Annotated in this window: 10 protein-coding genes; 2 read left to right on the forward strand and 8 right to left on the reverse strand. The window is 41.7% G+C overall.

The genetic code is table 11. The annotated features are described in order from the left end of the window. Nucleotides 1–113 precede the first annotated feature (113 nt). On the forward strand, nucleotides 114–263 hold the full coding sequence (locus tag CW749_RS28155; protein ID WP_180958304.1) for a hypothetical protein: 150 nt from the start codon (nucleotides 114–116) through the stop codon (nucleotides 261–263). Here the strand turns inward: CW749_RS28155 and CW749_RS02230 are convergent. Next, entirely contained in the window at nucleotides 260–1,444 is a 1,185-nt protein-coding gene (locus CW749_RS02230) for a HEPN/Toprim-associated domain-containing protein (RefSeq protein WP_101110256.1), read from the reverse strand. The two genes, CW749_RS28155 and CW749_RS02230, sit on opposite strands and share 4 nt — an antisense overlap. A gap of 13 nt (nucleotides 1,445–1,457) precedes the next feature. After that, complete coding sequence (locus tag CW749_RS02235; RefSeq protein ID WP_101110257.1) at nucleotides 1,458–3,527, reverse strand: hypothetical protein; 2,070 nt, start codon at nucleotides 3,525–3,527, stop codon at nucleotides 1,458–1,460. Nucleotides 3,528–4,017: 490 nt separating this feature from the next. On the opposite strand from CW749_RS02235, the gene CW749_RS02240 reads away from it, so the two are divergent. Then, entirely contained in the window at nucleotides 4,018–4,509 is a 492-nt protein-coding gene (locus CW749_RS02240; RefSeq protein WP_004398048.1) for a VOC family protein, read from the forward strand. A 122-nt stretch (nucleotides 4,510–4,631) separates the two neighbouring features. Here the strand turns inward: CW749_RS02240 and CW749_RS02245 are convergent, their stop codons facing one another. The 6 genes from CW749_RS02245 to CW749_RS02270 all read right to left on the reverse strand — a co-directional run bounded on the left by CW749_RS02245 (nucleotide 4,632) and on the right by CW749_RS02270 (nucleotide 12,161). Continuing rightward, on the reverse strand, nucleotides 4,632–5,534 hold the full coding sequence (locus CW749_RS02245; protein WP_101110258.1) for a LysR family transcriptional regulator: 903 nt from the start codon (nucleotides 5,532–5,534) through the stop codon (nucleotides 4,632–4,634). Nucleotides 5,535–5,707: 173 nt separating this feature from the next. Continuing rightward, entirely contained in the window at nucleotides 5,708–6,031 is a 324-nt protein-coding gene (locus CW749_RS02250) for a Fis family transcriptional regulator (RefSeq protein ID WP_101110259.1), read from the reverse strand. Between the two features lie 313 nt (nucleotides 6,032–6,344). Then, nucleotides 6,345–7,208 (reverse strand): permease, encoded by an 864-nt coding sequence (locus CW749_RS02255; RefSeq protein WP_101110260.1) that lies wholly within the window; start codon nucleotides 7,206–7,208, stop codon nucleotides 6,345–6,347. Then, a complete protein-coding gene (locus CW749_RS02260) occupies nucleotides 7,205–8,665 on the reverse strand; it encodes an FAD/NAD(P)-binding protein (RefSeq protein WP_101110261.1) in 1,461 nt (486 codons plus the stop codon). Before CW749_RS02260 ends, CW749_RS02255 begins: the two co-directional genes overlap by 4 nt. 317 nt (nucleotides 8,666–8,982) lie before the next feature. Continuing rightward, nucleotides 8,983–11,808: an insulinase family protein gene (locus CW749_RS02265; RefSeq protein WP_180958305.1), complete on the reverse strand. Its 2,826-nt coding sequence runs from the start codon at nucleotides 11,806–11,808 to the stop codon at nucleotides 8,983–8,985. 164 nt (nucleotides 11,809–11,972) lie between these two features. Continuing rightward, nucleotides 11,973–12,161, reverse strand: coding sequence for a DUF1289 domain-containing protein (locus CW749_RS02270; RefSeq protein WP_101110598.1), 189 nt, complete (start codon nucleotides 12,159–12,161; stop codon nucleotides 11,973–11,975). Between the last annotated feature and the right edge of the window lie 57 nt (nucleotides 12,162–12,218).

A 12,218-nucleotide genomic window follows, 5' to 3' on the forward strand; every position in this document is an offset into this window, starting at 1 on the left:
GCATCCACTTTGCAGGCCGGATCGACGAGTAAACTGTTCTGTGAATAATGGGGATAGTGTTCAAAAGTCGGTGTCACCTCTTTTAGTTAAACCTCTACAGGGAGGAACACATCATGGCTGATCATTTCGAGATCAACGTCGAAGAGTTCGCTAAAGCACTCCAATCTGATCAGAGCTTTAACTTTAACGGTAAAATTGGCCTTCTGGTGCCGCTCATCAAGCAAGTTACCGAGGCGGCGTTGGACGCAGCACTAGATAACTAATCAACCAGCATTCCGTCGATTATCTGAAGGTCGATAGCTTTAGTAACATCTGTTACTAACTCAATCAACTCGACAACATCTTGCTGGGAAACGTTAATGACATTACCGTCAGTCTTCTTCCCATTCCGGTGAACAATGTCATGCCTTACAAATATCAACGGACGCAGTTTGGATAGGTGCTCTTCTGGAAACTCGCAAAGCAAAACTCTTTTGTAGAGATCTTTCACGATGTCGATGTTATGAAAGGAGATCCGGTCTATCTCTTCATTGAGAGTTCTATCTAAATTGTCTAGGAATGTGAAGACTTCACTTTTGTTCAATTTCTTGCTGAACGAAGCGTGAGACTCTACGAACCTTCGCTTTATCGCATCACGATTTAGAACATGCCGTTTCATGGTATCGGAGAGATACGCTTCCATAGTGGTAATAACACTGGCAAATACCATCCTCTGTAGAACGGGATTTTCAGACGTTGCATTCAAAGTATGCAACTCATCTAATGATGCAGTGAAAAGTCCATAGAAATGCGTTTCGCCAGCTTGTATTTGGGCGATGTCATCAAAATCTTCAACCCACCCCCCCGAGACAAGGTCTGTTATATCTAGCGTACATACAACATCATCTGGTGAGGCTTCGAGTAAAACTACGGCATATGTCTCGACTCTATTACAAGGGAACATCGCTCCAGCAAAACCCTGGTTGTCTTCGAACACCCCGTAAAAGTCTGAAAGCATGAAGGATAAGAGTGCTTCACCTTCAATCTGTACTTTGGATTCAAAGTTACCATCTTTGAACCTATTTTGAGAAAGTTCTAACGCTCTAGGCAGGACCCTCAGCCAATCGTCGAAGCTATGCGCCTCTACTACCTTTAGATTCGCAGTAATTTTATGGCTTAAATCACTATCTTCACCATGATAATATCCTAGCGATTCTTTCATCTCTGAAATCCACGAAGCCCTCACTTCTTCGAAATCATAGCGTGCTGAATTAAGGTCATATCCAGCTAACTGCAATCTTCTAGTCAGGGTCTTAGCATCAATCTTATAACCAATGAAATCGCTAGAATCATCATTAGACACTTCCCTGACTCGATCTTGTTTGGTGAAGTACCACTTGTCATAATAGTTTTTCCATGACCACAGCTCATGATCACCGATATTCACATCAGCATAGCTTCCCACTGCAACCTCCCTGTCACATCATGACTTTTACACTAGCAACTTCGGCATCAAAATCATCAGACTTAACTACTCGGAAATGATGATCTCGTTCAATTATATCTATCGGTGTTATCTGTTTGAGCACTAAGTATTTTTTGATTACCTTGTATGAGTCCTCAGTCATGTACGGAAACTTGTTTACGTTGTATTCAAAAGAATCCACATCTTCATTTAGTTGTGGTGGATTGCAAGCATATCTCTGAAAGTTTGATTTCAACTCATCAAGATTACTGTAGAGCTGCAACCATGCAATAGTCTTAACTCCTTGCCTTGACCGAACACTGAATAAGTTCACTTTGTCAGATGCAAAGTATGCGCTCAGTATTTTCTCATCAATCACAGGAACACCATCGAACTCATGACCGACAAAAACCCTCCCGCTATTCAAGATGCACTGAGCAAATTTGTAATCTGCGTTAGGGTCGTAATTCCAGTCCAGACGCTCGAAAATTGCTTGTAAATTATCTTTCAAAAAACCTGTTTTTCTTGTGACCTGCTGACCTGCATGTTCAAGGATGCCTGCTGCACGAGCTTTAGATATTTCAGAATCAGTAGTAACAATAGACTTTGCTTCACCAATGATGACTAGGTCATCAACACGGGCTAACAAGTCAAACTCTTCCTCACCTGTATCGAGTTTAATTCTTTTGCTAACTCCCTTGTCGTAATCCGTGATAAGAGAACTCTTCGATAGGGAGTCATTCAGCTCTTCAATAACTGTATCTTCATATGTATACCCCTTTTCGCCCAGGTCTATACCCAAGTCATCAACCCATCTTTCGAAAACTCTGAACATAGAAGGAGAGCACAGTGCACTAACAACAATCGCATATTCGTTTCTGCTGGTCTTAATTAAAGGTTGGCACCACAGGTCACTGGTGGCTGATGCTTTGATAGTCATAAACTCAAGTATATTATCTACCTTTTCCGCAGCCAGACCTGTCGCATCGCACAGAGCTCTTTTCAAAGAGAATACTGGAACTGTCGGGCAAAATTCGTTGAGTTTGTTAATGGTGAATGCACTATCGTTTTCAGGAAAATTGTCTTTTAGAGTTTTTGCCATCAGCATCATACAACGGAATACATTCAAGCCCTCATTAAGAGAGAAGCCTTTACCATAGTCATCAGTTAACCATTTTTTAGGATAATGAGACTGGAGGTCTAATTCCTTAATTCTCCATTCAGTGTTGAATGTAACTAACTTATCCCCAGCGTCTTTGACATCCGCTACGTACGCCACTCGCCTTTTGTTCTCGCGCTTCATCATCACGAATTTATCACCCAGAAACTTAGAGCGAATCAATGACCGTGAAGCCATCATGGTACTCTGTCCTGAAAGACGGTCTTTTCTACTCGAGCTACTTAGGAATGAAACCTCGAATTCAGATTTGGGTTGCTGAATAGAGAAGACTTTGTGCTCATCGTCTAACTCAATCAAGTCATAATCAGACCATAGAACACATTGCCACAAATGCAGGTATCCCCAGTAGAGTTGTGAAAGCCCAGATTCCTGCATAACGAATGGCATTTCATCTATTGGATTTTCAGAAACAGTTAACTTTTCACCTTTTTCTATTTTTCCAAGACAACCTCTGACCGCTAACTGAAAACCATCAACAGCACCATGCGCCAATTCTCCAAGGCTTTTCTTATCGCCTAACATATTGGCTTCAATCATTGCTGCATGAACATTAGCTCCTTTAGAATTAGCTCCTAGAACGTTAGCTTCGGCTTCCTTGATGGCATTTTTAATAGCGACAGTTATCGTTCGGTTAGATGAGGCGACATAAGACAACATCAGTTTTTCATAAGTTGTTTTAGGGGCTTTAGAGTAGAGTTCAGAAAGCTGTCCACGAACCTCGCTTAACAAGCTATCAATGATGATTCCTGCTTTATATACCTTCAGGTCTCTTTCTGAAGCATCAGCCTCAAATTTCGCCCACTCTTTGTCCCACTTCTTAACAGAAAAACCGCCCTTGGTTGGGGCCTTAATTTTCCCCTTGAGCACGCTATCTGCAAAAGTATCTTGAATTACCTCACTCATCTTCTCTAACTCATTGAACTTTCGACAAATACATAATAACAGCACAACAGTAGGCAGTAAAAGTAGAGAGATACTAACAGTGGTAAGGCCTGAAGCTTGTCGACATGCTAGGATTAGAAAAATAAGTCATAGTGTAACTTGCTCTTGACTACTGGTAGGCACCACTAAAAGGTTATGGGGCAGAACTGTGCTAGCCAATACAGCTAGCTCAATGTTAGACACTTATGAGTTATCTTATTTATAAATCAGTATTTCTCGAATTACCTTGGCTATTACAAACCCTAGTCAGTTTGCCAAATCCACTACGCCACTAGACATGCACAAAATACTTCAATGTGAAGACTTAACTTAGCTTCTTACTCTCCAATCACATCCATAACCAAATATTATCATTTAAATAAATAATGATAATTTTAACCAATTCATTCACACCCATATACTCCCTTCTATCGAAATAGAGCCGCAAAATTAACGGTACTGGGAGCAAATTATGAAAATGAATCACGTTGGTATCATGGTTGGTGATATGGACAAAGCGGTTGAGTTTTATACTAAAGCGCTAGGTCTTCGTATTGTAATGAACAACACTAAAGTGATTGAAGAACGAGAATCTGCGATTGGCCGTATGTGTATTGCGGTATTCGGTGAAGGTTTTAAAGGCTTTAACATCGCTCACCTAGTAACAACAGATGGTATCGGTGTTGAATTGTTTGAGATGAAAAATCGTCAAGAACGTCATGAAGTAGACTTCTCTCGCCTAGGTATCTTCCACTTCTGCTTGCAGCTACCTAAAGAGCAGTTTGATACTGCAATCAAGCGCGTTGAAGAGTATGGCGGAAAAGTTCGTATGGACATCATGCGTTACCACCCAGAAGACGATCTAAAGCAAGCACAAATGGTTTATCTGGAAGACCCGTTTGGCAACCTGTTCGAATTCTACTCACACTCATACGAAGACACTTACGCTTCAGACTATGAATAAGTAAACACATAAAGCAAAAGGTTGGCTGTTATGCCAACCTTTTTGTGCTCATTCCTAGGTAAGATCTAGCCGAAGCCATTACATATAAGGGCATAACGCAAATATCTTCTGAATAGTGGTTCTTAACTCACTTCACCCATGTCAAAAGAGTTTTCAATAACTTTAATGACTTGCTCATAACGCTTAGCAAGTGGTGAATTAAGTTTGCTAACCAAGTACACAGGCTCCTGCCTCTCTGCGGTAATATTGAATATTTTTAACTGTTCTTTGGCGGCGAATAAGTCGACACACCATCGCGGAACCACTGTAAAACCAATGCCCTTCGCTATAGGAACTAATATTTGATGCACTTGGTTAATGTAGCTTTGTGTAGAAACCTCATCCAAATCGACCAAACGAAGCAAATCGTTATTGGCTTGATTAACATAAGTTTGGAAATAGTGAGCCAGATCTGGGTGACGAACTACACCTAACTCCATTAATAATTCATTGATAGGCAAGCTTTCGTCTGCGGAAAGCGGTAGCACAAGAGCAAGACACTCCGCACCAATAACACGGCTCGAAAAGTATTTGGGATTGGGTTCTTTTGTTACTAGGCCTATATCCAATTTTCCTTGCAGTATCTGCTCAAAGATACGTTGGTTTGGTGTGGCTTCTAACTCAATGGATAAGTCTGGATAACTCGCTTGCAAAGAAAGTAAATCTGAATAGATCAACCAAGCGAAAGTGCCCGAGCAACCAATGGTACAGCGGCCTCGGAAAGGTTCGTCGTGTGCCAAATTCTGTAATAGATCAAACTCTTCTTCAAAGTGTTTGACGGCATAATCGTAAACTTTACGCCCATAGATGGTTAACTCAAACTGCTTGTTAAATCTCTTTATTAGGGGGTAACCGCATGCAGCTTCTAGTTTATTGATGTGCTGGCTTACCCCAGGTTGCGTCATGTGGAGCAACTCGGCTGTTTTGGTGAAATGTCCGACATCAACCAGTGTTTTAAAAGTGTTAAGCCAAATAGGACTGAGCATGGTTAGAAACTAATAATTATTAATAAATACATTTTCAATAAATACTGATTATATCGAAAGCCACCCTTTGTGTCCCTATCGTTCAGAGAAAACGACAGCTCAGGTATACATACCGCTAGGCTCTATATCAATATTCGTTATATAAAGCCTTAGATTCTCACTCTAAACTCCATTCACTTTCTTTGATAACCGGACTCGCGCTTTTTCTGTATATCGTAACTGATTAGCTTATCTACGTTTTTTAGTTGGACTCCAACCTTGTTAAACGCCTTTTGGATAGCTGTTGAAACATGAAGCTGCCCTTCTCCCATTAAAAAGTTCGCTCTATCTTGAATAGTGTCGAATACACAGACGATTTTTAAGCTCTGTGGAAAAGAAGAGTATTTGACCGTATGAGTCACCCAAAGAAAACCGTCGTAGCCCTTTAACGTATCTTCACAAACTTCGGTTAACACCCCTCTAATTTGATTTTCGATCTTCTTATCTGATTTACGCATAAAGCAAACTTCCTATTTAACATCTTTACAAAAGTTTTTGGTCAACATTGTCTTAAACAACATTGGGCACTGTGGCTATTTCAAATGCAGAGCAGTGATAGTAACACTTGATAAACTTACCGTGTGGTATTGGTAATGGATGAGTAAGCCAAACAAGAGGGTTTGAGATTGAAGTTTGTCGATTTTTAGATGAAAAGGAGTAAAAACGAGTGAGGCAAACCGTAGATAGGGTTTCGTTACTTAAAATTGGATTGGGAAAGGAGGCTGATGCCTCCTTTTTTGATAAGAAATGGCTTGTTATCAAAAGCTTAAGTTAATTAGGAAGATAATGGAGAACTACCCCATAAACCGCAATCGCAAATAAGCTGACAACTGTCTCTATTGAAATTCTAGCTGCACTGGTTCCCGTGCCTAAATAAGATGTTTCTAAAACAATGATATTAGCGGCAGGCGGAAGGAGGCATATCAAGAAAAGCCATAACATCTGCTCGCTCATTATGTGTGCATCAAATTGTGAGTAGGTAACCATTACCATCAATAACGCGACTCCCAATATGAGAATACGAAAAAGATAAGTCTTGGTGTAAGTCAAAGCGTCGCAACGTTTTAAAGTAGTCTCCGATAACCAAATACCCAATACCATCATTCCTAGAAAACTCATGAGAAATTTGCTTACCTGATAAAATGAACCAGCGTAGCTTTCAACCCAATGATTAAAGGGGATGAGCAAACAGCCAACAACAAGTGCAACGACAGGAGGCGACCTAAATATCGTTATAAAAGAGCGCTGAGTTTTAGAAAGGAAGTTAGCTCCAATAGAATTGCCAAAAATTGAACTACCAATGTAGACCGCCAATACAAATCTAGCCGCCTCTTCCCCAAACAGCGTATGGGCAATGGGTAACCCCAACCAACCTATGTTCAAATAACAAAAACATAGACTCCGCACCGCATCTTTTCCGAAACGTTGTTGACCCAAAAATAATATTAAGGTGATAACAAAAGTCAGCACAATCACCCACACCATTTGTTCTAAGTGGAGTGAGATATTCCAAATGATGACCAGTGGGATAACCAATTTAGTCAAAATTTGGGATGCTATCGCTTTAAGGTTCAGACGCGTTTTCCCGACGCAGAAGCCAACAAGTAGATAAATAAATGGCATAAATGACATCATGAATAATGGGTCTCTTTACTTAATTCTTCTTTGATGGTGATGCGTTTTAACCACTGATGTGCCCACTTTTCAGAGCATTGAGCGTTAAACCAATAAGCATTTGTGGAGAATAGAACTCCTCGGTTGAGTGGACCTATATTGTATAGCCCATCAATAGCTTTACCATCAGCAATTATCTCAAACGTCTTAGGATTGATGACGAGTCCTCCACAAGGGTGGGCTTCTGCATATCCCTGTTTAAACATTTGTTGTAAAAGTCGACTCTCCGTATTTTTTAATACTGTATTGCCTCCAGTTCCATCCCACAAAGAATCCGAAACTAGTGTTCCATTCGTTGTTGAAACTTCAAATACTCCATTCTTATGGAGCGGAGTTGATAATGCTTTGTAAAACTGTAATTTTTGATCTTTTACAGCACCTCCCAATTGAGAGAACGAATCGATAGGAATTGGGTGGCGCCACGCAGACCATAATGCACCAAAGCGACGCATAAACTCTGATTTTTCACTAAGAGGCATAGCTTTCCAAAGTTTGTGGAACCAGTAACGTGTAGATACCAAGACATCTTGCCATGGTAAGTCCCCGTTTAAGGCTCTAGTTTTTAAGTAATCAAAGTATTCTGCTTGCTTCCCAGAATGTAAAAGTCGAGTTGCGTACCTAAATTCCGAATTTCCCTTAAGTGCTCTATGTTCAGCTAGAAGCAGTTTCATAAACGCTTTCAGCGGCGATAAATGATTCTCGCGAACAAGCGCATTCCAACTGAGGTGCTTGGGTACATATTGATTACTTTCGCTCAAGCAGGTAGGTGCTAGACCACTGCGAGAAAACATCTTTACTGTTGCTTGCTGTTTCTTGGCAATGTGCCGAAATGCGTCGACGGCCGTTAGCCCTGATCCAGCAACAAGAATGTGATTACTTGGAACTCGCTCAAACTCAGAGTGATGCTTTATAAAGCCATGATTACCATAAAATTCTGTAAAATTTTGAGCATTAATAGATCCTAGACATAAGACCACTTCATGAGCGCAGATAGTCTTCCCATCCTCTAGAGTCAAGATAAATCGCCCACCCTCTTTAATCAGACCAACAACATCAGACATAAATTCTTTAGAGTGGATGAGATTTGCTGCTTTAATATCATCGTATATATATTCCAAATACTTCGCAAAAGTCACTCGTGTTGGCCACTGGGGCGCCGCGTTAGTTTGTTCCGTCAACCAGCGGCTGAAACTGTTTGGTTCTAATGCAGAGGCTGACATTAGTTCAGGTGGAGTATTAACTATATGAGCAGGAGCAGCATCTCCAAAAGCTTTACCTTTTACAAAACTAGAACTTGAGTTGAATATAGCAACTGAAGGAGTTAAATGACGTTTGGTGAACAGTTCGTTTTGCATTTCATTCAAAAGACCAACTCCGGTCGCTCCAAACCCAACAATTGCAATATCATACATTTCCATTTGTACCTCATAAATAACAAGCATTTAGTTACAGAGGCTGCATTTTATAAAAACCAACCATATATGCAATTAGTTTTTATAAAACAGATTTAATTTTACTATATTTAGAAGACTTCATTCTCGTCAATGTTTATTGGCTTACGGTAAATAGAATTAACTTAGACTAATGTTTTCGAACCAAAGTTTTCACCTCTATAAAAGTACCTATGGCGCCTTTCTTCTAATTAATGAATCAAATAGCTCCATTATTCTTTCTCGTTATCACAACGCTCCATCACACCACATAAACAAAAGGAGGCAATTGCCTCCTTGTCGTATTACGGTTTGGGTACCACGCGAATCGATAAATACTCATCTTCTGGGATTGATTGAGCGAGGCGTTGAATGTCTTCTACTGTGATCGATTTTAACGCGTCTATGTAAAGCACTTCATTTTCCACTAACGCAGGTTGAGATTGAGCAACCGACGCTACATTGGACCAATATTGGTTGTATTGTGGCTTTTGCGCCAACGTCTCTAGAATTGGTGCTTTTGCTCGTTCTAGCTCTTCTTGGCTAATGGGTGCTTTTTGGAGCGCTTGCCAAATTTGTTGGTATACCGCTTCTACTTTCTCAACATCTTTCAATGCGGTGCGGCTTTCGATATTGATATAGCCAAAGTCTTTTAGCCAATTCGATTGTTCTAGGTACACACTTGGGCTGTAAGCCACTCCCATGTTCTCACGTATGGTTTCGGTCACCTTGCTTTGAAGGACACTATGAAGAACACTGTGTCGAATGTTTCGCAAAGGATCTGAACCATCGGAAACCTTCCAATATGCCGAGACAATGGCATTTTCTGTATCGCCAGTATGGAAAAGTGTCACTGGATCCGTTTTGAATGTAGGCAGAGATAGAGTAAATGGTTTGGCAGGCGCTTGCGCGTGTATATCTAGCGCACCAAAGGTATTCGCTACATAGTGAACGGCCTGTTCCAAACTAATATCACCGACTAAAGAAATCTCGACTGGTCCCTTCTGAATGGCTTTGTCGAGCACAGATTTAGCGTCTTTGATGCTTAAACGACGAACTTGCTCAAGCGAGTGAACACTCCATCGGCTATCGCCACCATGGAGAAGGGCAGAAGATTGTCTACCCAGTACGCTGCTTGGTTCGCTTTCGTAGCTGGCAAGAAAATCAGCATACTGGCGCACTGCTGACTCCCAGCCTTCTTTGCGATACCCATTATCGGTCAGTAATGCCGCACTAAAACGCAGTTGATCGAATACATCTAATGAGTCCAGCGCAACTTCGCTAACAAAACTATTGTATTGAGCTTTAAGCGAAGCAGAAAGGGAGCGGCCGCCAAACATCTCTTGGAGTTCATCCATGGTGTGCTTGTTTACGCCACTCAATACCATTGCGGGTGCAAATACACTCGCCAAAGGCGCGTCATGTTCGTTAAGCCCTAACACCCCCTGCCCAAAATTAATGGTGAGGTACACGGTGTTTATTTCTAAACCCGTAGGCTTCACATTCAGCATTACACCATTCTCAAATTGATAGCGCTGTATATCACCAAATTGAGTGGGTTTGAGTTCCGTAAACTTACCAGCGGGGCCAAAATCGGTATAAGCAAAAGCTTGGCTTTCCTGCTCTTTGTAAGGTTCCACCTTTTCTTTTTGCATCGCTTGGTATGCGTCTAGCATTTGCTTATTGATGTTGGAAGGGGCGCTTCGATCATCCAGATACAAACGTGCTGCGCTGTCAGACCAGTGGGTTTGGAATGCGCGGTTTACAGACTCGACCGTGAGTTGCGATTTCATCTCTGCAAATAATTGGCGTACCGTCCGTTCAGACACCAAAGGTTCACCAGAGTCCAAAGCGTTCACCACGCGGTTAGACAGGGTGGTGTTATGGGTGCTGAAACGCTGTTCTTCTTCATTCTCAAGCGAACCCTCATACGACTCGATCTGACGTTGAATCTCTCGTTCACTGAACCCAAATGTTGTGGCTTGCTTAAGGGTATGATTCAAGGTTTGAAGCCCGTGTTGCCATCCTCCTTCATCGGTGATCACCGACAGGTTGCGAATGCGGACGACACCTGATTGCCCTTCCAATGACGCACCAGGGTATCGAAGTTTGCCATCTGCATCGTTTCGCTCAACCGTCTTTTTAAGGCGGTGATTGAAGGCTCTCAAAGCGATGATTTCATTCAGGTACTCAAGATGCTGTTTTTTCCCATATGGCGCACTGTCTCTTGGGGAGATGAAGTTGAGCCCAATGACGATATAGCGATTTTTGGGGTCAATATTGGCGTACGCTTCCGTTTTTTTAGGTAAGGAATAGGTAATGGTTGGGTCCACTATCGCTTGCCCTGACGATTTTGGTTGCCAGCTTGCAAAGTGCTCTTGGACTTTTTTCATCATTTGATGTTGGTGGATTGCACCAGATACAACCAATGTGGTGTGTTCAGGGCGGTAGTAGCGTTCGTAGAATGACTTCAGCGCATCCTGATTTATCTTGTTTATGGAAGATTCAGTGCCGATGGGCAATCGCTCATAAACATTTGAATCGCCCAATAGATATTGAATCCGATCTATGTAGCGCTGCTGTTCTCGAGTCCCTCTAACTCGACGCTCCGCTTGGATAACGCCTCGTTCACGTTCAATAGCGCTTGGTGATAGTGTTAACTCAGACGCCGTTTCACGAAGTAAGAATAGTGCCGTTTCAATGGCTTCTGGCGTGGCTTTAGGTAAATCCAGCTCGTATGTGGTGTACCCCAAATCTGTCGAAGCATTGGTGTCGGCACCAAACGCAAGACCGTGCTTTTCCAACATGGGGATCATCGCCCCTTCTTCTACGTGAGTAGAGCCGTTAAACGCCATGTGTTCTAAAAAATGCGCTAGCCCTGAATAGGGTTGAGGGTCTTGTTGAGAGCCTGCATCAATGTACATCTGTATCGACATACTTTGTTTTGGTAAGTCGTTGTCGATCATGATGACTCGCATACCATTATCGAGCTTAGATAATTGAACAGTTTCGTCCGTGGGAATGTCGGTAGGCGTATACCACAAAGCATCATTTTGTTGCGAGGAGTGCGCAAAAAATGAACATGTCGCGAGTAGCAGCAAAGCGAAAGGCTTACTAGTTTGTGTAAACATAAATGTCATTTTCTAAGTATCTTTATTAATTATAAGAATAGGTCGACTGTGAAAATATCGATTGGTTCAATAGAAGTCGAGAGATTTACCCAGACATGAGCAACTATGAATAGAAATGAAAACTTATGAACAAAACAGCGCTTTTGTTTAGTTTAATGGAGAGCTTATTTATTTGATTCGGCATTCAATTTCGACATCCTTTTTTGCAGCTCCTTCTGAAGAAGATTGGCGGCATAAGGCTTCATTGATTTCCACTTTTGGCATTCTTCTCGCGTTCTGCCGCATCCCAAACACCAGCCCTTGGTGCCCGAGAAATCGCACATATCAATACAGGGGCTTTTTCTCTTTTTCATTTCTTCAACCTGACCATCATTCGTTGGTGTTCTAACGCTTTCCATGCTCTAAAACCC

Source organism: Vibrio sp. vnigr-6D03, from assembly GCF_002835515.1.
Taxonomy (GTDB): Bacteria; Pseudomonadota; Gammaproteobacteria; order Enterobacterales; family Vibrionaceae; genus Vibrio; species Vibrio penaeicida.

Excerpts from the sequence above, each read along its gene's own strand:
- CW749_RS02240 (WP_004398048.1), top strand. The coding sequence starts at position 4,018 with ATGAAAATGAATCACGTTGGTATCATGGTTGGTGATATGGACAAAGCG.
- CW749_RS28155 (WP_180958304.1), top strand. The coding sequence starts at position 114 with ATGGCTGATCATTTCGAGATCAACGTCGAAGAGTTCGCTAAAGCACTC.
- CW749_RS02270 (WP_101110598.1), bottom strand. The coding sequence starts at position 12,161 with ATGAAAAAGAGAAAAAGCCCCTGTATTGATATGTGCGATTTCTCGGGC.
- CW749_RS02235 (WP_101110257.1), bottom strand. The coding sequence starts at position 3,527 with ATGAGTGAGGTAATTCAAGATACTTTTGCAGATAGCGTGCTCAAGGGG.
- CW749_RS02250 (WP_101110259.1), bottom strand. The coding sequence starts at position 6,031 with ATGCGTAAATCAGATAAGAAGATCGAAAATCAAATTAGAGGGGTGTTA.
- CW749_RS02255 (WP_101110260.1), bottom strand. The coding sequence starts at position 7,208 with ATGATGTCATTTATGCCATTTATTTATCTACTTGTTGGCTTCTGCGTC.
- CW749_RS02245 (WP_101110258.1), bottom strand. The coding sequence starts at position 5,534 with ATGCTCAGTCCTATTTGGCTTAACACTTTTAAAACACTGGTTGATGTC.
- CW749_RS02260 (WP_101110261.1), bottom strand. The coding sequence starts at position 8,665 with ATGGAAATGTATGATATTGCAATTGTTGGGTTTGGAGCGACCGGAGTT.
- CW749_RS02265 (WP_180958305.1), bottom strand. The coding sequence starts at position 11,808 with ATGTTTACACAAACTAGTAAGCCTTTCGCTTTGCTGCTACTCGCGACA.